This is a genomic window from Nocardioides daedukensis (assembly GCF_013408415.1).
Classification (GTDB): Bacteria; Actinomycetota; Actinomycetes; order Propionibacteriales; family Nocardioidaceae; genus Nocardioides; species Nocardioides daedukensis.
On record NZ_JACCAA010000001.1, the window covers coordinates 2,010,177 to 2,034,284 of the forward strand.

General features: G+C 68.5%; 25 protein-coding genes and 1 tRNA gene. 16 read left to right on the forward strand and 10 right to left on the reverse strand.

Annotation, left to right across the window (positions count from 1 at the left end):
* The first annotated feature begins 248 nt into the window (after positions 1-248).
* Together BJ980_RS09990 and BJ980_RS09995 are read left to right on the forward strand one after the other, a co-directional pair.
* Complete coding sequence (locus BJ980_RS09990) at positions 249-815, forward strand: hypothetical protein (protein ID WP_179502150.1); 567 nt, start codon at positions 249-251, stop codon at positions 813-815.
* A 14-nt stretch (positions 816-829) separates the two neighbouring features.
* Complete coding sequence (locus BJ980_RS09995) at positions 830-1,483, forward strand: hypothetical protein (protein WP_179502151.1); 654 nt, start codon at positions 830-832, stop codon at positions 1,481-1,483.
* A 111-nt stretch (positions 1,484-1,594) separates the two neighbouring features.
* Here BJ980_RS09995 and BJ980_RS10000 read toward each other — a convergent pair.
* The 3 genes from BJ980_RS10000 to BJ980_RS10010 all read right to left on the reverse strand — a co-directional run bounded on the left by BJ980_RS10000 (position 1,595) and on the right by BJ980_RS10010 (position 2,506).
* Positions 1,595-1,684, reverse strand: a tRNA-Ser gene (locus BJ980_RS10000).
* A 43-nt stretch (positions 1,685-1,727) separates the two neighbouring features.
* Entirely contained in the window at positions 1,728-2,111 is a 384-nt protein-coding gene (locus BJ980_RS10005; protein ID WP_179502152.1) for a PaaI family thioesterase, read from the reverse strand.
* Positions 2,108-2,506 carry a hypothetical protein gene (locus BJ980_RS10010; protein ID WP_179502153.1) on the reverse strand — a complete coding sequence of 133 codons (399 nt, stop codon included), beginning with the start codon at positions 2,504-2,506 and terminating at the stop codon, positions 2,108-2,110. The genes BJ980_RS10005 and BJ980_RS10010 overlap by 4 nt, the downstream gene beginning before the upstream one ends.
* An 87-nt stretch (positions 2,507-2,593) precedes the next feature.
* Here BJ980_RS10010 and BJ980_RS10015 point away from each other — a divergent pair, with 87 nt between their 5' ends.
* Complete coding sequence (locus BJ980_RS10015) at positions 2,594-3,388, forward strand: helix-turn-helix domain-containing protein (protein WP_179502154.1); 795 nt, start codon at positions 2,594-2,596, stop codon at positions 3,386-3,388.
* 28 nt (positions 3,389-3,416) lie between these two features.
* On the opposite strand, the gene tadA is transcribed toward BJ980_RS10015, so the two are convergent.
* On the reverse strand, positions 3,417-3,848 hold the full coding sequence (tadA, locus tag BJ980_RS10020) for a tRNA adenosine(34) deaminase TadA (protein WP_179503848.1): 432 nt from the start codon (positions 3,846-3,848) through the stop codon (positions 3,417-3,419).
* A 23-nt stretch (positions 3,849-3,871) separates the two neighbouring features.
* Complete coding sequence (locus BJ980_RS10025; RefSeq protein WP_179502155.1) at positions 3,872-4,354, reverse strand: tRNA adenosine deaminase-associated protein; 483 nt, start codon at positions 4,352-4,354, stop codon at positions 3,872-3,874.
* Positions 4,355-4,477: 123 nt separating this feature from the next.
* Between BJ980_RS10025 and upp the strand changes: the two genes are divergently transcribed.
* A complete protein-coding gene (gene upp / locus BJ980_RS10030; protein ID WP_179502156.1) occupies positions 4,478-5,119 on the forward strand; it encodes a uracil phosphoribosyltransferase in 642 nt (213 codons plus the stop codon).
* A gap of 95 nt (positions 5,120-5,214) precedes the next feature.
* On the opposite strand, the gene BJ980_RS10035 is transcribed toward upp, so the two are convergent.
* Entirely contained in the window at positions 5,215-7,359 is a 2,145-nt protein-coding gene (locus tag BJ980_RS10035; RefSeq protein WP_246279953.1) for a HelD family protein, read from the reverse strand.
* A 175-nt stretch (positions 7,360-7,534) separates the two neighbouring features.
* On the opposite strand from BJ980_RS10035, the gene BJ980_RS10040 reads away from it, so the two are divergent.
* A complete protein-coding gene (locus tag BJ980_RS10040) occupies positions 7,535-7,939 on the forward strand; it encodes a DoxX family protein (protein WP_179502158.1) in 405 nt (134 codons plus the stop codon).
* A 77-nt stretch (positions 7,940-8,016) separates the two neighbouring features.
* Here BJ980_RS10040 and BJ980_RS10045 read toward each other — a convergent pair whose 3' ends face one another.
* Both BJ980_RS10045 and BJ980_RS10050 read right to left on the reverse strand, forming a co-directional pair.
* Positions 8,017-8,607, reverse strand: coding sequence for a rhomboid family intramembrane serine protease (locus BJ980_RS10045; protein ID WP_179502159.1), 591 nt, complete (start codon positions 8,605-8,607; stop codon positions 8,017-8,019).
* 127 nt (positions 8,608-8,734) lie between these two features.
* Entirely contained in the window at positions 8,735-9,484 is a 750-nt protein-coding gene (locus BJ980_RS10050) for an enoyl-CoA hydratase family protein (protein WP_179502160.1), read from the reverse strand.
* A 110-nt stretch (positions 9,485-9,594) separates the two neighbouring features.
* Between BJ980_RS10050 and BJ980_RS10055 the strand changes: the two genes are divergently transcribed.
* A complete protein-coding gene (locus BJ980_RS10055) occupies positions 9,595-10,353 on the forward strand; it encodes a collagen-like triple helix repeat-containing protein (protein WP_179500399.1) in 759 nt (252 codons plus the stop codon).
* Positions 10,354-10,436: 83 nt separating this feature from the next.
* Here the strand turns inward: BJ980_RS10055 and BJ980_RS10060 are convergent, their stop codons facing one another.
* Entirely contained in the window at positions 10,437-11,684 is a 1,248-nt protein-coding gene (locus tag BJ980_RS10060; RefSeq protein WP_179502161.1) for an AI-2E family transporter, read from the reverse strand.
* A 278-nt stretch (positions 11,685-11,962) separates the two neighbouring features.
* On the opposite strand from BJ980_RS10060, the gene BJ980_RS10065 reads away from it, so the two are divergent.
* The 10 genes from BJ980_RS10065 to BJ980_RS10110 all read left to right on the forward strand — a co-directional run bounded on the left by BJ980_RS10065 (position 11,963) and on the right by BJ980_RS10110 (position 22,965).
* The gene (locus BJ980_RS10065; RefSeq protein ID WP_179502162.1) at positions 11,963-13,294 is read left to right on the forward strand and encodes a hypothetical protein; all 1,332 of its coding nucleotides are present in this window, start codon (positions 11,963-11,965) and stop codon (positions 13,292-13,294) included.
* Entirely contained in the window at positions 13,291-13,932 is a 642-nt protein-coding gene (locus BJ980_RS10070) for a sortase domain-containing protein (protein ID WP_179502163.1), read from the forward strand. The genes BJ980_RS10065 and BJ980_RS10070 overlap by 4 nt, the downstream gene beginning before the upstream one ends.
* A gap of 125 nt (positions 13,933-14,057) precedes the next feature.
* Positions 14,058-15,533, forward strand: coding sequence for a molybdopterin-dependent oxidoreductase (locus BJ980_RS10075; protein ID WP_246279954.1), 1,476 nt, complete (start codon positions 14,058-14,060; stop codon positions 15,531-15,533).
* Between the two features lie 68 nt (positions 15,534-15,601).
* Positions 15,602-16,255, forward strand: coding sequence for a fasciclin domain-containing protein (locus tag BJ980_RS10080; RefSeq protein WP_179502165.1), 654 nt, complete (start codon positions 15,602-15,604; stop codon positions 16,253-16,255).
* A 31-nt stretch (positions 16,256-16,286) separates the two neighbouring features.
* A complete protein-coding gene (gene sigK / locus BJ980_RS10085; RefSeq protein WP_179502166.1) occupies positions 16,287-16,895 on the forward strand; it encodes an ECF RNA polymerase sigma factor SigK in 609 nt (202 codons plus the stop codon).
* A complete protein-coding gene (locus BJ980_RS10090) occupies positions 16,892-17,608 on the forward strand; it encodes an anti-sigma factor (protein WP_179502167.1) in 717 nt (238 codons plus the stop codon). Before sigK ends, BJ980_RS10090 begins: the two co-directional genes overlap by 4 nt.
* On the forward strand, positions 17,605-19,593 hold the full coding sequence (locus BJ980_RS10095) for an FAD-dependent oxidoreductase (RefSeq protein ID WP_179502168.1): 1,989 nt from the start codon (positions 17,605-17,607) through the stop codon (positions 19,591-19,593). The genes BJ980_RS10090 and BJ980_RS10095 overlap by 4 nt, the downstream gene beginning before the upstream one ends.
* Complete coding sequence (locus BJ980_RS10100; protein ID WP_179502169.1) at positions 19,593-20,894, forward strand: SAM-dependent methyltransferase; 1,302 nt, start codon at positions 19,593-19,595, stop codon at positions 20,892-20,894. The genes BJ980_RS10095 and BJ980_RS10100 overlap by 1 nt, the downstream gene beginning before the upstream one ends.
* Complete coding sequence (locus BJ980_RS10105; protein WP_179502170.1) at positions 20,891-22,132, forward strand: SAM-dependent methyltransferase; 1,242 nt, start codon at positions 20,891-20,893, stop codon at positions 22,130-22,132. The genes BJ980_RS10100 and BJ980_RS10105 overlap by 4 nt, the downstream gene beginning before the upstream one ends.
* Positions 22,126-22,965, forward strand: coding sequence for a DUF1295 domain-containing protein (locus BJ980_RS10110; protein ID WP_343047770.1), 840 nt, complete (start codon positions 22,126-22,128; stop codon positions 22,963-22,965). Before BJ980_RS10105 ends, BJ980_RS10110 begins: the two co-directional genes overlap by 7 nt.
* Before the next feature lie 2 nt (positions 22,966-22,967).
* Here BJ980_RS10110 and BJ980_RS10115 read toward each other — a convergent pair whose 3' ends face one another.
* On the reverse strand, positions 22,968-24,092 hold the full coding sequence (locus BJ980_RS10115) for a MalY/PatB family protein (protein WP_179502171.1): 1,125 nt from the start codon (positions 24,090-24,092) through the stop codon (positions 22,968-22,970).
* Positions 24,093-24,108 lie beyond the last annotated feature (16 nt).

The window sequence follows — 24,108 nt, forward strand, 5'->3', positions numbered from 1 at the left end:
ATCTGTTCGCGCGCACCCGCAACACCCGGTGGTGCGCATTCACGTCCTCAACCCGAACGGCTCGGGGCAACTGCCGGAGCACACGGTGTCGAGATCGTCAGCTCTCGAATTGACCCCATGGAACCAATCGCCCGCAGGTGCCGTCCAACTTCCCGGACACGCCAGTCCCAAGAAGTCCTCAACTTTAAGGAGAGCCGTGAATACACACGTCAAGTCCATGGCCTGCGTGGGGGGTAGCGGCAACATCAGTGTTGCTGGCCGTCCTTCTGGGTCCGAACGCCAACGCGGACAACTTCAACTACGGGAATGACTCACTCACCTGCACCAACCAGCCCTGCCCACAGACGAACAAGAACTTCTACCGGTACCACGACGCAAATCTTCCAGCCATGTGGGAGGACGCGGTCAACGACACACATTGGAACACGTACACCGTCGTTCCAGGTTGGAACTCATACAACACCGTCGTGCACAACGACGCTGATGTTCACTACTTGATCGACACCACTCTGGACTATGACACGGCCGGAACTTACGTCTGCTCCACGCAGTCCAGCGGCGGTCAGACGTGCGATCACGGGCACATCAGATTCAACGGGATCGCACCCTACAACTCGTGGGGAGCGGTAAGAAAAGAAGCCCTCGCCTGCCACGAGAGCGCACACTCCGTCGGTCTGAAACATCCCACATCCAACGTTGCCGGAGCAGAAGCTACGTACGGGTGCGTCGCAACTCCGCATCTGTTCTCCGGACCACCCGAACCTGACCTCAAGTCCCACAACAGATCCCACATGCAAGTCAGCAACCCCTACTGAATCGAGGAGTCGTGATGAAGGACGCAAACCGCCTGGCCTGCGCCGCAGTTCTGACGCTGGCATTGAGCGCATGCAGCAACACCGGGATCGATGTAGCAACACCGGCAACCGATCCCACAACTGGCCAGTCGCAGCCTACGAGCACGTCGGCACCAGTCGAGCAGCCGCATGACCCGATCATTGTCGAAGGGGCTTTTGGGATTGGTCTCAGCACCCTGAGCGAGCTCGCCGAATTCGGCACGGTCTTCATCGGCACGGTCACGTCCGAAGAGGACGGCGACGATGGCTCAGTCACCGATCCATATGTCCATGACCGACAATTGCGCAGATTGGTCACGATTCGAGTTGATCGGGTCCTGGCGGGCGACGACGCCTTGCGAGTGGTAACCACGCGGACTTTGGGATGGCATATCGAAACGGATGGCGAGCGCCAAGAAATGGTGCAGGACGGAAAGCCGTGGCTGTCAGTGGGAGACAAGGTCCTGTTCGCGGCCGCGCCAGAACCCGGCACGAGTTATCACTACACCGCTGGGGCCGACGGAGCGTTTGTGTTCCGTGATGGCACTCTCCAGGCGCCTCCAGGGGGCCACATCTCCCCCATCCTGAAGCGCCTGCAGGGTCTGTCAGAGGAAGAAATCGCGAGGGCAATCGAGGAGGCCGCCAAGTAAAGCCAGGTGGCAGGCACCGGACATCGGGGTCAGGACGAACGAAATCCCGCCCAGGACAACGCCTGGGCGGGATTCCGTCACATCACGGGCCCCGATTGTGTCAGGACCCCATGGCGGTGGCGGTGGGATTTGAACCCACGGTGGGTTTGACCCCACACATCATTTCGAGTGATGCACCTTCGGCCGCTCGGACACGCCACCGCCGGAGAGATTACCGGAAGTCGCCCGTGGGGCCGAAATCGCGTCAGGTCATCACGACCTGGGTCTGGGTGGTCAGGGAGATCAGCCGGCCCTCCAGGTCGCGCACCTCGGTCTGTACGACGATCTGCGTCCGCCCCCGCTGGAGGGCACGGGCGGTGGCGGTCGCCGTACCGGCCAGCAACGGCCGCATCAGTTGTGTGCTGGACGTGGTGGTCGAGGTCCGCGCACCGTCGGGCAGGCCGAGGAACGCACACGCCGCGCCGATGCTGTCGGCCAACGTCATCAGCGCTCCCCCGTGCATCGCACCGCCCGCGGTGCACAGGTGCGGTGCCCAGTCGAGGTGGCCGGTGGCGGTGTCGGGCGAGGCCTTGTCGATCACGATGCCGACCCCGGCCGCGAACGGCATCAGGCTGATCAGGTCGTTCATCGCGCCGCCATCCTGAGCTGCAGCACCGCGAAGCCGGAGACGACCGCGGCCTGCATCAGGCACCAGACGACACCGACGGTCGTCAGGTCGAGCAGGAAGATCGCGGCGATCGACGCGGCCACCCACACCAGGTTGGCGATCGCGACCTCACGGACGAGCGGGGTGGGGATCGGCTTGCGGGTCGCGACCCACTCGAGCACCCCTGCCCACACCAGCAGGAAGGCGCCGAGGACGAGCAGGACAGTGGCGGACGGCCCGAGCAGGTCGTCGAGGACGGCGGCGCCAGCCAGGTAGGCGATGCCGTTCAGGCCCGAGATCCCGGCATCGAGCAGCAACACGGTGCGCAGGGTCAGACGGGTCGTGGTCAGGGACGGGTTCTGGGTTCGAGTGGTCATGGCACCACCGTCGGCCCGACCAGGTCACCGTGTCGATGACCTCAAAGGTAATGGCGAGCACGACCCGCGGCGTACAGACTGAGGTCCATGAGCAGCGCCGTCCTCGACTCCGCCCCATCCATTGGCCAGCCGATCGGGCCGCTGATCCGGGAGTGGCGCAACCGCCGGCGCCGGAGCCAGCTCGAGCTCTCCAACGAGTCCGGGATCAGCACCCGGCACCTCAGCTTCGTCGAGACCGGGCGTTCAAGGCCCAGCCGCGACATGGTGCTGCGCATCGCCGACCAGCTGGAGGTGCCGCTGCGGGAGCGGAACACCCTGCTGCTCGCCGCGGGCTATGCGCCGGCCTACGACGAGCGCACCCTGGAGGCCGACGACATGTCTGCGATCCGCGAGGCGCTCGACCTGATCCTCACCGGCTATCAGCCCTTCCCGGCGCTAGTGGTCGACCGCGACTGGAACCTCATCCAGGCCAACGACGCTGTGACGCCGCTGCTCGCCGACGTGGCGCCCGAGCTTCTCGAGGGACCGGTGAACGTGCTGCGGCTCAGCCTCCACCCGGACGGGATGAGCAGCCGGATCATCAACCTCGCCGAGTGGCGCGGTCACCTGCTCGACCGGCTGGCCCGCGAGCACGCCGTCACCGGGTCGGCACGGACCAAGGCGTTGCACGACGAGCTGCTCGGCTATCCGGGCGGCATCACCCACGCGCCGCCGGACGGGCGGATCGCCGTACCCATGCGGCTGCGCACCGAGGCCGGTGAGCTGTCGTTCATCAGCACGGTGACCACGTTCGGCACGGCGGTCGACATCTCGGTCGCGGAGCTCACCGTGGAGGCGTTCCTGCCTGCGGATGCGGCGACCGCGGCGGCGCTGCGCAGCTGACGGTTCGGGCCTCGACTCGGCTCGCGGTTCAGCGGTGCTGGTCGAAGAACTCCTGGAGCAGCGCCGCGGACTCCTCGGCCAACACCCCGGAGACCACCTCGGGGCGGTGGTTGAGCCGACGGTCACGGACCACGTCCCACAGCGAGCCGACCGCGCCTGCCTTCTCGTCGAAGGCACCGAAGACCACTCGGTCCACGCGCGAGAGCACGATCGCCCCGGCACACATCGTGCACGGCTCGAGGGTGACCACGAGAGTGCAGCCACTCAGTCGCCACTCGCCGATCGCCTGCGCTGCCTGGCGGATCGCGATCACCTCGGCGTGCCCGGTCGGGTCGCCGTCGGCCTCGCGAACGTTGTGCCCGCGGCCGATGATCTGGCCGTCGGGCGCCAGCACGACAGCACCGATGGGTACGTCGCCTGTCGCAACCGCCGCCGACGCCTCGGCCAGCGCCGACCGCATCGGGTCGGCGTACGGACTCGTGCTCACGCCGAGGTGAGGCCGACCGCGTCGTCGAACGCCGGCCCGAAGCCGATCCGGGTCGCGATGTCGGAGAGCATCTCGTCGGGGTAGAGATCGAAGTCGTCGATCAGCACGCCCATGTCGATGGCGTGCATGCCGAGGTCGCCGAGGATGTCGAGGTCACCGGCCGGCGCCGAGTCGTCGTCCTCCTCGGGGAAGGGCAGGTTCAGGTGTTCCACCGCGGTGCGGGCGAGGTCCCACTCGTCGGCGGCGGTGATGTCGGAGAGCAGGATCCGCACCTGCGGACCGAGCACCCTCACGATCAGGAAGACGTCCTCGTCGAAGCCGATCAGCGCGATCGCTCCGCTGTCGCTGGGGAACCGACGCAGGCCCGTGGCGAGAGTCTCGACGGACTGCAACGCCGGGTCGGCGATCTCCTGCACGTCCCATTCACCGTCCTCGCGGAAGGCAGCGAACGCGAAGTCCACGTCAAGCAGGTCGACCATGGCAGTCTCCTTGGGCCCCTACAGCTGCGGAACGAGTGTGTTCTGGACCAGAGTGACAGAGGTTGAGCGCCTGAACCAACCCGTTCGGCCAAACGTTGCCGGGACTGGACTAGGTTTTCTCCCATGCGTACCCATGTCGTCGACCACCCGCTCGTTGCCCACAAGCTGACCACGCTGCGGAACAAGGAGACGGACAGTCCCACGTTCCGACGGCTGACCGACGAGCTGGTCACCCTGCTCGCCTATGAGGCGACCCGCGACGTCCGTGTCGAGGACGTCACCATCTCCTCGCCCGTCTCGCCCGCCAACGGCGTGAAGCTGGCCTCCCCCAAGCCCCTGGTCGTGCCGATCCTGCGTGCCGGACTCGGAATGCTCGACGGCATGGTGCGGCTGCTCCCGACCGCCGAGGTCGGCTTCCTCGGGATGATCCGCAACGAGGAGACCCTCGAGGCCTCGACGTATGCCGAGCGCCTGCCCGAGGACCTGTCCGGGCGCCAGTGCTATGTCCTCGACCCGATGCTGGCCACCGGCGGAACGCTGGCCGCAGCGATTCGGTTCCTGGTCGACCGCGGCGCCAACGACATCACCGCGATCTGCCTGCTGGTGGCGCCCGAGGGGTGTGAGCGCCTCGCCGAGGAGCTCGCCGACCTCGACGTCCCGGTCACGATCGTGACCGCGGCGATGGACGAGAAGCTCAATGAGTTGGGCTACATCGTGCCTGGGCTCGGGGATGCCGGGGACCGGTTGTACGGGGTTGCGCACTGACGGAGTCACCGGGTACCCGGTGACTCCGGTGCTTCCCGGGCAAGATCTTGCCCGGGAAGCGGCAAAGTCACCGGGTACCCGGTGACTTTTCCCGGTCAGCTCAGGATCGACAGCAACTGCGTGGCGCGGGTGAGCACGACGTAGAGCACCGCACGCCCCGTCTGCGACTCGTCCTCGATCTCTTGGGGGCGGACCACCACGATGCCGTCGAACTCCAGGCCCTTGGTGTCGAGGCCGGTGAGGACGACGATCCGGTCCGCGCCGCTGGGGGTCTCGCCGGGGTTGGCGGCCGAGGGGGCGTCGGCGGCGAACTCGGGCCATGAGGCCAGCCAGGCATTGACCTCGGCACGACGGGCGACGGGTACGACGATCCCGACGGTTCCGGCCACCTCGCCGGAGAGGCGGGCGACCTCGGCTCGCACGGAGGCCTCCAGGTCGTCGACCGGGCCCTCCATCTTGGGCGGGATTCCGGTCGAGCGGACTGCGGTCGGCAGGTCGGCGTTCAGGCCGACCCGTGCGGCATAGGCGGCTGCGAACTCGTAGATCTCCGAGGAGTTGCGATAGTTCGTCGACAGGTGGAAGGCGTGCATCTGCTTGCCCTCCAACGCCTCCGCGCGGGCGGCCTCGGACTCTGCCGGCACCGGCCACGAGGACTGGGCGGCGTCGCCGACGATCGTCCAGGACGCGGCGCGGCCACGCCTGCCGACCATTCGCCACTGCATCGGTGTGAGGTCCTGCGCCTCGTCGATGAGGACGTGCGCGAACGGGTCGTCCTCGATCCGGTTGGTCGGCGGGCGCCATCCGGGACCGGTGGCGAACTCACGGTCCGCAGCCGTGGAGAGCTCCTGCAGGTCGCCGCCGAGGTGGTCGGTGAAGTCGTTCTGCGGGCCGTGCTTCTCGGGTACGTCGTCGAGCGCGTAGCGCAGCTCGTCGAGCAGCGGGATGTCCTCGATGCTCAAGGCACCGTCCCAGCTCTTCATCAAGGTCGCCTGCTCGTGCTGGCTCAGGATGCCGTCGGCAACGCGGGCCAGGAAGTCGCCGTCGGCCAACCACTCGAAGACCTGGGTCGCGGCCAACGGCGGCCACCACCGCAGCGCGAACTCGAGGAAGTCGTCGTTGCTGAGCATGTCCTCGTTGAACTCGTCGCGTCCGCGCTCGCGTCCACGCTCGCTGCGGACCTGGCGCCACATCGCGTCGAGCAACGTCGTCGCGATCCGCGGGAGCACCCGGTTGCGGCGACCCTGGCTGAGCAGCTGACGCCGCAGCCGGCCGAGCAGCTGACGGTCCAGTCGGATCACGTCGTCGCGATAGAAGATCCGGAACTCGCTCGGCGCACCGGGAACGGCCTGGCGCGCGGCCCTGCGCAGCACCTCCGCCATCCGCGGCGAACCCTTGATGTCGGCCACGGCCGGGTCGTCATGGCGCATCGCGCGGACCCCGTCGACGACCTCACCCAGCGAGCGCAACGCGACCGCGGTCTCGCCCAGCGAGGGCAGCACCCGCTCGATGTAGCGCATGAAGACGCCGGACGGGCCGACGATCAGCACGCCACCGGACTCATAACGACGGCGGTCCGTGTAGAGCAGGTATGCCGCGCGGTGCAGCGCCACCACTGTCTTGCCGGTGCCCGGACCACCCGAGATGGTCACGACGCCCTTGGAGGGTGCGCGGATCGCCTTGTCCTGCTCGGCCTGGATCGTCGCCACGATCGAGTGCATCGACCGGTCGCGCGCTCGCGAGAGCTGCGCCATCAGTGCGCCCTCGCCGACGATCGGCAGCGACGAGGCAGCCGGGTTGTCCGCGTCGAGCAGCTCGTCCTCGACACCGACGACCTGGGGGCCGGCGCAGCGCAGCACCCGACGGCGTACGACGTGGTGCGGCTCGGCGGCCGTTGCCTGGTAGAAGACCGCGGCCGCGGGCGCGCGCCAGTCGATCAGAAGTGAGTCACGGTTCTCGTCGCGCAGACCGATCCGGCCCACGTAGCGCGGCGCCGCGTCCAGCTCGGGGTCGAGGTCGAGGCGCCCGAACACCAGACCCTCGTGGGCGGCGTCGAGCTGCGCGATCCGCTTGGCGGCCTGGAAGACCATCGCGTCGCGTTCGACCAATCCCCCTTCGTGGCCGAGCCGACCACGATCGTGGCCCTCCCGGGCCAGTTCCTGCGCGGCAGCGGTGGAGGTCTCCAGCTGCACATAGACGCGATCGACGAACGCCTGCTCGGCTTCGACTTCGCGCCGGGCCATGTCTTCGGACAACCCAGGATCCCCTATCCAGAACCGCATCACGTGAGTCGTCCAGCCTACCTGTGCGAGCTGGTCGGCCGAAAACGCGTTTCGAGCGACCGATGAATCCCGCATCCGGCGAGGGTCCGACCCATATCAACCCCATGCCAACACCCCACGCCTCGAGGAGATTCCCATGAGCACCACACACCCATCGCGAACCGCGACGACCGGCAGCGCGCGGCACATTGCCGGCCTCGTCGTCACCGGTCTGGTCACGCTCTTCCTGGCCTTCGACGCCGTCACCCACCTGCTCGACGTACAGGCGGTGCAGGACTGGAATGCGGAGCACGGCGCCCCGGACTGGTTCGGCCCGGTCTGTGGCACGGCGCTCGCGATCAGCCTCGTGGTGCACCTCATCCCGCGCACTGCGGTGCTGGGCGCGACCCTGCTGACCGGTTATCTCGGCGGCGCGATCGCGGTGAACCTGTTCCTCGAGCAGCCGGTGTTCAACTCCGTCTTCGCGTTCGCCGTCGCGGTGCTGGCGTGGGGCGGGCTGTGGTTGCGCGATGACCGGGTGCGGGCGCTCTACACCGCCTGATCCACCTCGGTACGTCGTCCCGGATACAGATTGGCTGTTCTGAACGCCCAGAACAGCCAATCCGTATCCCGGAAGCGCTACCTCCGCTCGCTGTCGCGGTCGACCAGGAGCCAGGCGGCGATCACGCCACCGACCGCGCCGAACAGGTGCCCCTGCCAGGAGATCCCCTCCTGGCCTGGCAGGACGCCCCAGAGCAGGCCGCCGTACATCACCAGGATCACCACGCCGAGCAAGATCTGGCCGACCTTGCGGGAGAAGATCCCGCGCACGATCAGATAGGTCAGCCAACCGAAGATCAGCCCCGACGCCCCGATGTGCACCGAGTTGTCGCCACCGGTCAGCCAGATGCCGACGCCGCCGATGATCCAGACCACGGCGCTCACGCCGGCCCAGGTGCGCAATCCGGAGAGCAGGATCAGGAAGCCGAGCACCAGCGCCGGGAACGTGTTGGCGATCAGGTGTCCCCAGCCGCCGTGCAGCAGCGGCGCGAAGACGATCCCGAGCAGGCCGCCGGTCTCCCGGGGCTCGATGCCCTGCTGGTCGAGCCGGTTGGCCATCAGCATGTCGACGAACTCGATGACATAGAGCAGCGCGACGAAGCTGCCGATCGTGACGGCGGCGCTCACTGCCCGTGGCGTCTGGGTCTCCGGGCGCTGCTCGAGGCTCATGCGCACAACCCTAGCCAGCGCCCCGTCCCCAGCCCGTACGTCGCCGACTCGCCCCCGGCTTGCACGTCGTCGCCCGTACGTCGTCGGCCTGGCCGACTCGGCGCGGGCCCGCGGAAAACCCGAGCGGCTACTTCTTCTTGCGGGACAGGAACGCCAGCATCGCCTCGCGCGCCGCGTCCGACCCGAAGAGCCGAGCACTCAGCTTGGACAGGTCGGCGCCGTTGGCCTCGATGTTCTCGACCAGGTGCCGACCGAGCAACGCCTTGGTCTCGCGCAGGCCCTGCGGGTGGCCGGTGACGAGCTGGGCACAGATCGCCGCCACGGTGTCGTCCAGGTCCGCCTCGGGGACAGCCTTGGTGACCAGGCCCATCTGGGCAGCCGTGTCGCCGGTGAAGGTCTCGCCGGTCAGGAAGGTGAGCGCAGCAGCGCGATCCGTCATCCGGGGCAGCACGGTGAGCGAGATCGCCGCCGGCGTCAGGGCGAGCTTGACCTCGGTGAAGGCGTACGTCGCGTCCTCGGCGCTGATCGCGATGTCGGAGGCCGCCACGATCCCGATGCCGCCGGCACGCACCGCCCCGTGCAGTCGGGTGAGGACCGGCTTGGGGAACTCGACGATGCGTCGCTGCAGCGCCACGATCGCCAGCGCACCTTCTTCCATGCTGCCGTCCGCCGCCTCGGAAAGGTCGGCGCCGGAGCAGAAAGTGCGTCCCTCGGCCCGGACCACGACCACCTTCACCGAGTCGTCGGCGCCAGCCTGGTCCAGGCCCGCATAGAACTCGGAGACCAGCTTTCGCGACAACGCGTTGCGGTTGTGCGGCGAGTCGAGGGTCAGGGTGGCGATGCCGTCGGCAGCGGCGTAGTGCACGAGTTCGGTCATGGAGCCATCCTGCACGATTCATCGGATCAGCTCCCATCCGATCGGGGCGTCGCTCCGAACAGTGAACAACGCATCCGCGTGACGTGCCTCACTGCTTCGGAAGGTCAACCATGAAACGCCTGACTCCCTCGCTCGCGATCTCGGTCCTCGCACTCGTCGTCGCCACCGGTGGTGCCTCCTATGCCGCCGTGTCGGTGGGCTCCGACGACGTCCGCGACAACTCGTTGACCACCTTCGACATCGCGGACAACACGATCCACTCCTTCGACATCAAGAACAGCACCGTTCGCTCGGCAGACATCCGCGACGGGTCATTGCTGGCCAAGGACTTCAAGGCGGGCTCGCTGCCGGCCGGCCCGAAGGGGGCGACGGGCGCCCGGGGCGCCACCGGTCCGGCCGGGGCGGACGGGTCCGACGGGGCTCCGGGTGTTGCCGGCCCGGCAGGCACCGACGGCGCTCCGGCTCGTTGGGTCCTGGTCGACGCGAACGGTCAGATCGAGGCACAGTCGGGTGGATTCACCGTGATCGCCGGCTATCCGGAGACGCCGGCGGCAGCCAACGGCAACGTCTACATCGACTCCGGTGAGGACCTCTCGGACAACGGCGTGGTGGCCACGCTGGCGATGACCAACCAGATCGACCAGAACGCCGACGAGATCAAGAACGGCCGCGCCCCCGGCGCCGACGCGAACCCGGAGTTCTCCGGAGAGGTGACCGCATCGGTGTGCGGCATCGCCACGGTTGTCGCCTGCGCGCCGACCGGGACCAACAACAGCTCCCACTTCGTGGTCAGCCCGCGGATGAGCGACGGCAGCGTCACCGGTCCCGACACCCGCAAGCGGTTCTATGTGGTGATCGCGGGCCAGTGACCGCGGGCCAGTGACCGACCAACCAGTGATCGGCTGACGTCGAGGAACGGCGGGCAACCACGAGGATGCTCGCCGTTCCCGGCTCAGCTCTTGCGCAGGCGGGAGAAGAGACCGGGCTTGCTGCGCGCGGGCGCCCCAGCGGTCTCACCTGCGGTCTCGTCAGTCGTCTCGGCAGTCGTGTCGTCGTCGACCTCCAGCGCAGCACCTTCGCCGGTGGAGATCTCGATCCGTTGGTCCGGCGACGAAGGGCTGCCGACCGCCACCGATGCCTGCTCGTTGAGGTAGCGCAGCACCACGGCGGTCACGGCCACCACCGGAACGGCCAGGAAGGCCCCGATGATGCCGAAGAGCGTCGAGCCCAGGGCCACGGAGAGCAGCACGACCGCCGCATGCAGGTTCATGCTCTTGGACTGCAGCCACGGAGACAGCACGTTGCCCTCGAGCTGCTGCACGGCGAGGATCACCAGCAGGACGATCAGGGCACCGTTCCAGCCGACCGAGACCAGTGCCACCAGGACCGCGACGGCACCGACCACGAAGGCACCCACGATCGGGATGAAGCCACCGAAGAAGGTGAGCACGGCCAGGGGGATGGCCAACGGGACGCCGACCAGGACCAGGCCGATGCCAATGAAGACGGCGTCGATGAAGCTGACCAGTGCCTGGGTGCGGATGAAGCCGCCCAGCGTGGCCCAGGCCCGGCTGAGGACCTCGGTCAGGTGCCTGCCGACCCGGTCGCCGGCGATGCCGCTGGCCCAGGGGATGAACTTCCGGCCGTCCTTGAGGAACAGGAAGGTGAGGATCAGCGAGACGATCAGGGTGATCACGGCCGAGGTCACCGCGCCGGTGGCGACCAGGACCCCGTTCGCGATGTCGCCCGACGAGGACGCAAGCCGGTCCTGGATCGCCTGCAGGGCGGTGTCGATCTGGGCCTTGGAGACGATGTCGCTCTCCTGGACCCACTTCTGGACCCGCTCGATCCCCTTGAGCGTGTCGGAGGCGATGTCACTGGTCTGCCCGCCGATCGAGGGTGCCAGCGCGAAGGCGGTGCCGACGATCGCACCGATCGCGGTGAGCAGCGCCGCGCCTGCGGAGAGAGCCGTGGGGAAGCGCAGCCGGCGCTCGAAGAAACCGGCGAGCGGGGCGAGCACGCTGGTGATGATCAGGGCCAGGGCCACCGGCAGGATGATGCTCCAGGCGAACTTGACGATCAGCCCGACGAGCACCGCGCCGAGCGCGATGCCGACCCAGCGGAAGCTCCACCGCGAGACCCATTCGATGCCGTCCCCGATCACCGCTGCACGGGACCTGCCCTCATCCGGATTGCTCATGGGCGCATCCTTCCACGCGGACACACGCGACGCGTTCGCCACGTCGGAGGTGCGGTCGGAGGAAATTTTGTCGTTCCGCGTCATGACAGCCGGTGAGCTGCGTCACCTAGAAACACGCCAAATCCCGCCCAAAACGCGGACACGCGGCGTGAAGGTGCGCAAGAGTGGCAGAGAATAGGCTGCGACCTGAGAAGTTTCGAAGAATTCGTGTCACTTTTTTTCATGCGTGTCGTTGAGCCGTCATACCCGCGAACCCATTTGCAATAAGGACACCCCCTGTGAAGAGAACTGCTGTGCGACTCGGCGCCGCCTCGGCCGCGACCGCGCTCGTGATGCTTTCCATTGCCCCCGCGCACGCCGCGACCGTCTCCCAGGCCGAGGCACAGGCGATCAGCCTGAGCATCGGCGGCCAGGCCATCGAGATCGAGTCCGTGCTCAACGAGCCGTCGCGCGCTGTCAACGACGGCTCCACGGACGTCGTCACCGCGGCCCCCAAGCCCCTGCTCGCCGCCCTTGACGGTCAGCGCCTCGCCATCACCGGCGCGCTCGGCCAGGGTGCGGTCGCCAAGCGCATCGAGGACACCGCCAACAAGCAGTACACCGGCAACTCCTTCGCCTGCGCCGGCACCGTCAGCAACGCGAGCGGTTCGCCCGTCACCGTCGGCGACAACTCCTGCAACTTCAGTGACGACCCGGTCTCGATCAACTTCGACAACCTGCTGCTCGACAGCGGCCTCGAGGTCATCCCGGTCGAGGGCAACGTCATCGGCGAGGCACTCGAGCCGATCCTCGGCCCGCTGAACGCCGCGCTGGCCCCCCTCCTCGAGCAGCTCACCGGCGCACTCGTGCCGGCGCTCCAGCAGGCCCTCGCACCGCTCGCCGACCTTGACCTCGCCGTCACCCTCGGCGCCATCGAGAGCCGCTGCGTGGCCAACACCGGCGAGCAGGCAATCGGCGAGTCCTCCATCGCCAACGCCAGCATCGCCCTGACCCTGGCCGGCACCGACCTCGGTGTGATCGACCTCGACACCAACGTCCCGCCGTCGCCGACCGGCACCCCGCTGCTCAGCTCGACTGCTCTGCTCGACCACATCCTGCCGAGCATCACCGACTCGCTGACCGACACCCTGCTCGACGGCGCCCTGCGCCCGGTCCTCGAGCCGCTCCTGCTCGACGGCCTGCTCGGCCAGCTGATCGACGCCATCCGCGAGCCGCTCCTGGTCCCGATCCTCGACGGCCTGCTCACCGACGCCCTCACCGACGCCGGCATCCTCTCGATCGTGGTCAACAAGCACGTCCCGAGCGCCAACGGCGAGGCCATCACGGTCACCACCCTCGACATCGAGGCCCTCAAGGCGATCGAGCCCCTGGCCATCGACCTCGAGCTCGGCAAGGTTGCCTGTGGCCCGAACGGCACCGCCCCGATCGCTGACCCGGAGCCCACTCCGGAGGAGCCGAAGAAGGACCTGCCTGACGTGCCCACCAAGGTCACCGCCGGTGTCGACTCCGAGTCCGGTGCGGCCAACAGCGGAGCCGGTCTCCTGGCTGCACTGCTCGCCCTGGGAACCGCCGCTGGTGTGGTCGGATTCCGGAGGAGCCTCAAGTCGTGACCCGACGCCAGCGCCTGGGTGAACAGCTTCGTGGTGTTCACTCAGGCCTCCTGGCCTTCTGCCTGGTCCTGGTCCTGGCAGGGGTCGTGCTGCCCTCGGCGAAGTCCGAGAACGCATTCGAGGCAGCAAGGGTCACCCCCTCGCAACCGATCCAGCTGATCGTTCCGTCGATCAAGCTCCGGTCAAAGATCATTCCGATCGAGGTCGACCAGAACGGCACGCTCGACCCGCCGGAGGACGTCGACCTCGTGGGCTGGTGGAAGCGCAGCGCCAAGCCAGGCGCTGCCAAGGGCCAGACCGTCCTCACCGGACACACCGTGCACACCGGCGGTGGCGTGATGGACAAGCTGGGCAAGCTCGACAAGGGCGCAAAGGTCCAGGTCAAGACCGGCAAGGCGACCTTGAACTACAAGGTCACCAAGGTGAAGACCTACACCACCGCCCAGGTCGCGAAATATGCACAGACCCTCTTCGCCCAGGACCGTGAACGGGGCCGGTTGGTCCTGGTCACCTGCACTGACTGGGAGAACGGGGTCTACCAGAGCAACGTCATCGTCTTCGCCGATCCAGACGGCGTCGACAAGTCTTCGGAGATGAAGGACCAGCAGGACAAGCCGGTCCAGGCCAAGGCTGCCTGACAGCACATCCCATCCATGCCGGGGGTTCGCTACGAACTCCCGGCATGGTGCATTTAATCTCGCGTGATCGAATCGTCCCCGCCCTCCTGTTCGGAGGCGCCGGAGTCCTGGCCACGCTGTGCGGCATGGCCGCAGGGCACCTCACCGCGGCGCTGCTGACGCCGTCCTCCTCCCCCGTGCTCGCGGTCGGCTCGACGGTGATCGACCTGACGCCCACTCCGCTCAAGGAGTACGCCGTGCGCGAGTTCGGCACCCGCGACAAGCCGATCCTGCTCGCCACCGTGATCGCGGTGACCCTGCTGCTGGCCGCGATCGCCGGTTGGCTCAGCCGCAAGCACTTCGCTGTCGGGGTCGTCTTCCTGCTCGTCCTGGTGGCCCTGGCCGGCGCCGCTGCGCTGACCCGCCCCCTCGCCACGCTCGAGGACCTCATCCCCGCCGTGGTGACCGCGATCATGGGCCTGGCCGTGCTCTTCCTGCTCGTGCGCCACCCGTCGCCGAAGCGGATGCGCCACCCCATGCGCCAGGCCGAGCTGGCCGAGCAGCCGATGTCACGCCGGATGGTCCTGATCGCCTCCGGAGTCGTCGCCTCGATGACCGGCCTGATGGCGTGGGGCGGCGAACGCATCATCGCCCGACGCACCAACCCCGGCAGCATCACCCTGCCGCCGCCCGCCGACCCGGCTCCGCCGCTCCCGCGCGGCATCGAGCAGTCCTATCGCGGGATCAGTCGGTTGCAGACCCCGACCGACACCTTCTACCGGGTGGACACCAACCTGACCCTGCCCGTGGTCTCCGTGGACGACTGGACACTCACCATCGACGGCGACGTGGAGAACGAGTTCACCCTCACCTTCGACGAGCTCGCCGCCATGCCCCTGGTGGAGCGCGACATCACGATGACCTGTGTCTCCAACGAGGTCGGCGGTCGCTACGTCGGCGCAGCCCGCTGGCTCGGAGTGCCGCTGACTGCCCTGTTCGAACGCGCCGGCGTCGGCACCAAGGCCGACCAGATCCTCAGCACCGCGGTCGACGGCTTCACCATCAGCACCCCGTTGGACGTCGCGACCGACGGTCGTGACGCGATGGTCGCGATCGGGATGAACGGCAAGTCACTGAAGGCCGAGCACGGCTTCCCGGCCCGCCTGATCACCCCCGGCATCTATGGCTTCGTCGGGGCGACCAAGTGGCTCACCAAGCTGACGCTGACCACCTACGCCAAGGAGACGGCGTACTGGACCGATCGCAAGTGGGCCACCGACGCCCCGATCAAGATCGCCTCCCGGATCGACACACCCCGACCGTTGAGCACCATCGACGCCGGTCGCGTCGTCATCGGAGGCGTGGCGTGGGCGCAGACTCGCGGCATCGAGCGCGTCGAGATCCGCATCGACGGCGGCCCCTGGCAGCCGACGCGCCTGGGACCGGACGTCGGCGTGGACTACTGGCGCCAGTGGTACCAGTTCTGGGACGCCGAGCCGGGCCGTCACATGCTCGCCGTGCGCGCCATCGGCGCCGACGGCGAGGTCCAGACCCCTGTCCGGGCGACCCCGTTCCCCGCCGGATCCAGCGGCATCCAAGAAATTGTCATTTCAGTGCGTTGATGACCAATCCGCCCCGACACCAGCTCCGAATCACTACCGACAAGCAACCACCACCGAAAGGCCGGACCATGAAGCACACCACCACCATCCGTCGCACCGGAGTCGCCGCAGCAGCCCTCGCCCTGAGCTTCGGCCTCGCAGCCTGTGGCTCGGACGACGACTCCAGCGCCGACGCCAACAACGACACCACCACCAGCCAGAGCCCCGCCGGTGACTCGGGCGACACCGACGACATGGCCACGAACGCCGGCGCAGAGACCTTCGGCCCCGGCTGCTCGGCAATCCCCAAGGACGGTGCCGGCTCGTTCAACGGCATGGCCACCGAGCCCGTCGCCACCGCCGCCAGCGCCAACCCGCTGCTGGAGACCCTCGTCACCGCGGTCGGTGCTGCCGACCTGGGCGACACCCTCAACGCGGCCGAGGCGATCACCGTCTTCGCGCCCACCAATGACGCCTTCTCCAAGATCCCGAAGGCCGACCTCGAGGGCGTCCTGGCCGACAAGGACCTGCTCACCAAGATCCTGACCCACCACGTGGTTGCCGGTCAGCTCGGCCCGGACGAGGTCGCCGGCGAGCACGAGACGCTCGCAGGTGACAAGATCGAGGTCAAGGGCTCCGACGAGGAGTTCACGGTGGGCAAGGAGAACGCTGCAGTGCTCTGCGGCAACATCCCCACCGCCAACGCGACGGTCTACGTCATCGACACCGTGTTGATGCCCTGATCGTCACCAGACGAGATCGAGGATCACCACTGTGAGAGGCATTGCAGCCGTTCCCTCGGGCGACACGTCGCCCGAGGGTCCGGTTGACCTCGCGGCCCTGTTCCGTCGGGCATCCAGGGGCGACGAATCCGCCTTCGGACAGCTCTACGACGCAACCGCAGCTCGAGTCCACGGGCTGGTGCTGCGCGTGGTGCGCGACCCGGCCCAGGCCGAGGAGGTCACCCAGGAGGCCTATCTCGAGGTGTGGCGCACCGCGTCCCGCTTCGACCCCGAGCGCGGCAGTCCGCTGTCGTGGCTGATGACCATCGCCCACCGTCGTGCCGTGGACCGGGTCCGATCTGCAGAGGCCTCGAGCCGCCGCGACTCGACCTGGCACAACCAGTCGGCAGTGGTGGACCACGACGAGACCGCCGAGGCGGCCACCGCGGCACTCGAGGCGACTCGGGTGCGAGCAGCGCTGCACACGCTGACCGACGTACAACGCGAAGCCCTGGAGCTGGCCTACTTCGGCGGCTACACCCACGTAGAGGTGGCGACCATGCTCGATCTGCCGGTCGGCACCGCAAAAACCAGAATCCGAGACGGGTTGATCCGTCTCCGCGACACCTTGGGGCCCAGGGAAGAAGGGAGCATCCGATGAGTGACATCCACGCCCTCGTGGGCGCATATGCCGTCGATGCGCTCGACGACATCGAACGCCAGCAGTTCGAGCGTCACCTCGCCACCTGTGCAGACTGCCGCGACGAGGTCGCCAGCCTGCGCGATGCCTCCTCGATGCTCTCGGGCATCACCCTCAGCCCCCCGCCCCCCTCGCTGCGCGACCGGGTGATGGCCGACATCAGCACAGTCCGCCCGCTTCCTCCCGAGGTGCCGGTGCGCAAGGAGGCACCGAGGCGACGTCGGTTTCCGGCGTTGGTCGCCGCGGCTGCCGCAGTTGCGGTGATCGGTGGTGGCGCAGTCGCCATCACCCAGCCCTGGCAGGACGAGTCCAGCCAGCAGCTCACGGCCGCCGGCCGGGTGCTCGCGGCGAGCGACGCGAAGACTGTCGGCGTCGAGCTCGACGGCGGCACGAAGGCCGAGCTGGTCCGCTCCAAGTCGCAGGGACAGGCCGTCCTGGTCACCCACGACATGCCGGCCGCACCTGCCGGCAAGGTCTACCAGCTCTGGTTGCAGTCCGATGAGGGCGAGATGGTCCCTGCCGGCCTGATGTCCGGCGGCTCGGACGCCGAGGTCCTCCTCGACGGTGACGCCGCCTCGGCCACCGCGGCCGGGATCACCGTTGAACCGGCGGGCGGATCGACGAGCCCGACCAGTGACCCGATCGTGCTCTTCGACTTCGCGCAGGCGACATGAGCACCGGCGGCCCCGCGGTGCGCCGGGTGGCTGTCGTCGGAAGCGGCGTGGCCGGCCTCACCGCCGCCCACGTCGCTTCGTCGACGGCTTCGGTGACCCTGTTCGAGGCCGACGACCGGCTCGGCGGCCACGCCGACACGCACATCGTCGAGCGGCCGGGACGTGAGCCCCTGGCCATCGACACCGGCTTCATCGTCCACAACGAGCGCACCTATCCGGTGCTCCTGCGACTGTTCGCCGAGCTCGGCGTGGCGACCCAGGAGTCGGACATGTCGATGTCGATCAGCGACCTCGGCACCGGCGTCGAGTGGGCCGGGGCGATGGGTCGGCGCGGACTCTTCCCCACCCGCGCCAACCTCACGGCACCGGCATACCTGCGGATGCTCACCGAGATCCCCCGCTTCCACCGCCGGGCCCGGCAACTGCTGGCCGACGGCGCGAACGGTGACCAGACGCTGCGCGCGTTCCTGGCCGACGGTGGGTTCACCGACTACTTCGCCCGGCACTTCATGGAGCCGTTGGTCGCGGCCGTCTGGTCGTGCGACCCCGAGCTCTCCCTGGACTACCCGGCGCGCTACCTGTTCTCGTTCCTCGAGCACCACGGCATGCTCGGCATCTTCGGCTCGCCGACCTGGCGCACGGTCACCGGCGGATCGCGGGAGTATGTCGCGAAGCTCGCCGACCGGCTCCGCACCGGCGGCCACGAGATCCGCACCGGCACCAAGGTCACCTCGATCGCCGAGACCGACCAGGGGGTCGAGGTCACCGACGGCAACGGCCACACCGAGCGCTTCGACGCCGTCGTGGTCGCCACCCACCCCGCCCAGGCGCTGGCCATGCTCGCAGAGCCGAGCCGGGCCCAGGCCGAGGTGCTCTCCGCGATGCCCTACTCGCGCAACACCGCCCGCCTGCACACCGACACCAGCCTGATGCCCGACGCGCGCAACGCCTGGGCGTCGTGGAACTTCCAGCGCCCGATGACCCCGGCTGCCGGCGTCACGGTGACCTACGACCTGACCCGGTTGCAGCGACTCGACACCGATGAGCACTACCTGGTCACCCTCGGCGGCGACGTCGATCCGGCAAAGGTCATCGACACGATGGAGTATGAGCACCCGCTCTACACTCCCGAGTCGGTCGCGGCGCAGCGACGCCTGCCCGATATCGACACCGACCGGATCGCCTTCGCCGGCGCCTGGCACGGCTGGGGCTTCCACGAGGACGGCGCGGCCTCGGGTCTGCGCGCGGCCGAGCGACTGGGCTTCAGCTGGTCGGCTCCGACCCCGGTGCGCACGCCGCGCGTCTATCGCACCGACATCCGCCACACCCGGCGTACGCCGTGGAAGAACGCGTTCGACAACCGGTCCTGGACCTCGTTGGTCGACCTCGACGACCTTCCTCGCCCTTCGTGGCGGGCCTCCTTCGAGGCGCGCGACCACCTCGGCTCCTCGCCCTCAATCCGCGCCAACGTGGACGCCCTCCTGGCCAGCCACGAGATCGAGCTCGGCGACGGCGGCCGGGTGCTGATGCTGGCCAACCCGCGCTCGCTGGGGCACTGCTTCAATCCGCTCTCCGTGTTCTGGTGCCACCGAGCCGACGGATCGCTGGCCGGCGTGGTGCTCGAGGTGCACAACACCTATGGCGATCGGCACGCCTATCTGGTCCACCCGGACGCGAACGGGCACGCGTCGACCCCGAAGGCGATGTATGTGTCGCCGTTCCACGACGTCTCCGGTCGCTATGAGATCTCGGTGACCGCGCCCGGCGAGAACCTCGCCGTGTCGATCACCCTGCACCGCGACGGGGCCCGACCGTTCACCGCCTCGCTGAGCGGAACCGCGGTCCCCCAGGGCAGCCGCCCAATTCGATCCGTGTTTGCACCAATCCTCACCACCCTTCTGATCCGAATACAGGGTGTGGGCCTCTGGATGCGCCGACTGAAGGTGCGTCCACGCCCCGTCCACCCACGACAGAAGGGGGTCTGATGACCATCGCCGACTCCACCCGCCCGAGTGCCACCGACGGCTGGCCTGGCCTGTACGACGTACCGTCCGGGCCCCGGGCCAGGATCGCTGCCGGCGTCTCCCGCCGGTTGCTCCGCACCATCGCCGACCGCCTCGGCGTCGTGGTGGCACAGCCCGGAGAACCGCACGCGCCCGGCGTACCGACCCTGGTGCTGCGCCGTCCCGAGGAGTTCTTCCGGCGCGTCGGCGACGACGGCCTGATCGGGTTCGGCGAGGCGTGGATGACCCAGGCGTGGGACTCCCCCGACCTGCACCTGCTGCTGGACACGATGGCCCGCGAGATGGCCACCCTGGTCCCCGAGCCGCTGCAACGGCTCCGTCGGTTCTGGGCCGCCCAGATGCCGCACCTGCACCGCAACAGCGCCGACCAGACCCGGGACAACATCTCGGCGCACTACGACCTGTCCAACGACCTCTTCGCCGAGTTCCTCGACCCCACGATGAGCTATTCCTCGGGGCTCTTCACCTGCGACGTGGACGCCCACAGCGACCACTGGACCGCTGGGGTGCCCACCTCCGACGACCTCGAGCAGGCACAGATCCGCAAGATCGACCGCCTGCTCGACCAGGCCGGCGTCACCGCCGGCTCCCGCGTCCTCGAGATCGGCACCGGGTGGGGCGAGCTCGCCATCCGGGCAGCCGCCCGTGGAGCGACCGTGCACTCGGTCACCCTCTCCTCCGAGCAGCTCGCCCTGGCCAACGAGCGGATCGCGCTGGCCGGCTTCTCCGAGGCCGTCGAGGTCTCCCTGCTCGACTATCGCGCCGTGAGCGGCAGCTATGACGCTGTGGTCTCCGTCGAGATGATCGAGGCGGTGGGCGAGGAGTTCTGGCCGACCTACTTCGAGAAGATCGACTCCCTGCTCGCCCCCGGCGGACGGGTGGCGATCCAGGCGATCACCATGCCGCACGACCGGATGCTGGCGACCCGCGGCGGGTTCACCTGGATCAACAAGTACATCTTCCCCGGCGGCTTCCTCCCCTCGGTCGAGGCGATCGAGCAGGTGACCAGCGAGCACACCTCGCTGCGGGTCGTGGACCGGCTCGCCTTCGGGCAGCACTACGCCGAGACGCTGCGGCAGTGGGACCACGCGTTCCAAGCCGCCTCGGAGCGGACCCGCGAGCTGGGCTTCGACGAGGTCTTCGAGCGGATGTGGCACTTCTACCTGGTCTACTCGCAGGCCGGGTTCTCCTCGGGCTACCTCGACGTCCAGCAGGTCACCCTGGCCCGATCCGACGAGCCCACCAGTGGCGCGGGCCGATGAGCGGCGTCGCGACACGCATCGCCGACGGGCTGCGGCCACTGGTCCGTGGCGACCTCCCGGTGCGACTGGTGGCCTGGGACGGTTCCACCGCCGGGCCCGCCGATGCTCCCCTGGTCGTGCTCAACTCCCCCCGTGCGCTGTCGCGGGTCTTCTGGCGCCCCGGCGAGCTGGGTGCCGCCCAGGCCTACGTCAGCGGTGAGATCGACGTCGAGGGTGACCTCGATGCGGCCCTGACCCACGTGTGGGACGTGGCCCATGAGCGCGGGCTCGACTCCATGGGTGCTACGCCGGCGATGGCAGCTGCGCTGCTCAAGGTCGTTCGCGACGTCCGGCTTCCCCCCTCGGCGCCCGACTCCCAGGCGAGAGTGCGCGGACGCCTGCACTCCAAGCTGCGCGACAGCCGCGCGATCAGTCACCACTACGACCTGTCCAACGAGTTCTACTCGCTGATCCTGGACGAGTCGATGGCCTACTCCTCGGCCTATTGGCGCTCCGACGACCCGGCGTACACGCTGGCCGACGCCCAGCGCGACAAGCTGCAGCTGATCCTCGACAAGCTGGGCCTGCAGCCCGGCATGAGCATGCTCGACGTCGGCTGCGGCTGGGGCTCGCTGTCGCTGTATGCCGCCGAGCGCGGCATCCGGGTGACCGGTGTGACCATCGCCGCGGAGCAGAAGAAGTTCATCGACGAACGGATCCGCGACCGCGGTCTCGAGGACCACGTCGAGATCCACCTGCGCGACTATCGCGAGGTCACCGGCGAGTTCGACGCGGTGGCGAGTGTCGAGATGGGCGAGCACGTCGGGAAGCGCAACTATCCGACGTACGCCGCGGTCCTGCGCCGTGCCGTGCGGCCCGGCGGACGGGTCCTGGTCCAGCAGATGTCGCGCCGGGGCAGGCATCCCGGTGGCGGCCCGTTCATCGAGTCGTTCATCGCGCCCGACATGCACATGCGCCCCGTCGGCGAGACCGTCGCGTTCTTCGAGGACGCCGGGCTCGAGGTGCGTGACGTGCACGCGATGCGCGAGCACTACGTCCGCACGGTCGCTGCGTGGATCGACGTCTTCGAGTCGAACTTCGACCGGGTCGTCGAGCTGGTCGGCGAGGAGGTCGCCCGGGTGTGGCGGCTCTATCTCGTCGGTGGCCAGATGGCCTTCCGCGACGGCCGGATGGGGGTCGACCAGATCCTCGCCGTGCGCCCCGGTCCGCACACCGTGCCCCCAGTGCGGACGTGGTGACCTCCTTCCTGCTCGTCTCCGGCGCATCGCTGCTCGCGGTCGTCGTGTTGATGGCAGTCACCGCATGGATCGCCCACCGGATCGGCAAGGTCTCGGTGGTGGACACGTCGTGGGGGCTCGGCTTCGTGCTGATCGCCCTCGTGGCCGCGTTGCTGGGTGGGCCCATAGCGGGTGGCGACGCGGCGCGCCGATGGGTGTTGCTGGGTCTGGTCGGGTCTTGGGGACTTCGACTGGCCTGGCACATGCATCGGCGCAACCGCGGCCAGGCCGAGGACAAGCGCTATGCCGCGATGCTCGGCGACGCGCCGTTCTCGGTCGCGATCCGCAAGGTCTTCGCGACCCAGGCGATCGCGTTGTGGTTCGTCTCCCTCCCGATCCAGGTCTCGGCCGTGGCCGGTGACGGCGTGGCGTGGGTGCTGGTCGCGGGCATTTCACTGTGGCTGGTCGGCGCGCTCTTCGAGACGATCGGCGACGCCCAGCTGGCGGCATACAAGCGCGATCCGGAGCGTGGTCCGGTGATGGATCGCGGGCTGTGGGCGTGGACCCGGCACCCGAACTACTTCGGCGACGCCTGCGTGTGGTGGGGCATCTTCGTGGTCTCCGCGTCGGCGTGGCCGGGCGTGCTGACCATCGCGTCGCCTGTGGTGATGACCTATTTCCTGGTCTTCGCCACCGGTGCCCGGCTGCTGGAGAAGCAGATGGCCGGGCGTCCCGGGTGGGAGGACTATGCCGCGCGGACCTCGATGTTCGTGCCCAGGCCCCCGCGTCGTGTGCAGCCGTCGCACCGCACCGTCAGCCGGCTGCCCTGGCGACGCCGACCCGCTGCGCGGTGAGCTCAGCGCACGGCGGTGACCATCCGGCGTACCGCTTCCTCGATGACCGCAGGTGACGTGCCCAGATTGAACCGCGCCCACCCGGCTCCGTGCTGCGGGTCATAACGGCTGCCGCTGGCCAGTGCCACCCGGCCGCGCTCGAGGAAGACCGCGGCCGGATCGTCGTGGCCGAGCGCACGGCAGTCGAGCCATCCGAGGTACGTCGCCTCGGCGGGCGTCATGCGGAGCTCGGGTAGGTCGCGGGCGAGTAGGTCGGTGAGCAGCTCCCGGTTCTCGACGATCTCGACGTTGAGCTGGTCGAGCCACGCATTGCCCTCGTTGTAGGCCGCGGTCTGGGCCAGGACCGAGAGGTGGTTCGCCCCGTGGGTGATCACCTCGTGCAGCTCCTTGACGATGACGCAGTCGGCGCCGGGTACGGCGAGGGCGACCTTCAGCCCAGCCAGGTTGAACGCCTTCGACGCCGAGACGATCGCGACTCCGCTCTGTGCACCGGGCACCTCGAGGTAGGGCGTGAACCGGACGCCCGGCGCAACCAGCGGTGCGTGGATCTCGTCGGAGATGACCAGGATGCCGTACTCGTTGGCCAGCGCCGCGAGGGTGCCGAGCTCCTCGGCGGTGTGCACGGTCCCGGTCGGGTTCTGCGGGTTGCAGAGCAGGTAGGCCGAGCCCCGGCCGGCGTCCTCGAACGCGCGGGCGAGCGCAGCGGGATCGAGGCGATGGTTGCTGTCGAGGGGCGCGAGGACGGGGCGCTTGCGGGCGGCCTCGACGAAGCCGTGGAAGCTGTCGTAGCAGGGTGTGCTGACCACCACCGCGTCACCGCTGATGACGCGAATGATCTCCTCGACGCCGATCATCACGTCCGGGACGATGAGCGTCGAGTCGGCGTCCACGGTCCACGACCAACGGCGTTGCGCGAACCCCGCGAACGCCTCGGCGAACGGGGCGGCGAAGGCATAGCCGGTGTCGCCGGCGCCGAGGGCCGCGGTGACCGCGTCGACGACCGGCGCACAGGGCCGGGCGTCCATCTCGGCCACCCAGACCGGCACCACGTCGGGGTCATAGCCGCGCCACTTCACTGAGGTGCGGGTGGCACGGAGCTCTTCGAGTGATTCTCCGAGGATCCTCATGCGGCCATCATGCCTG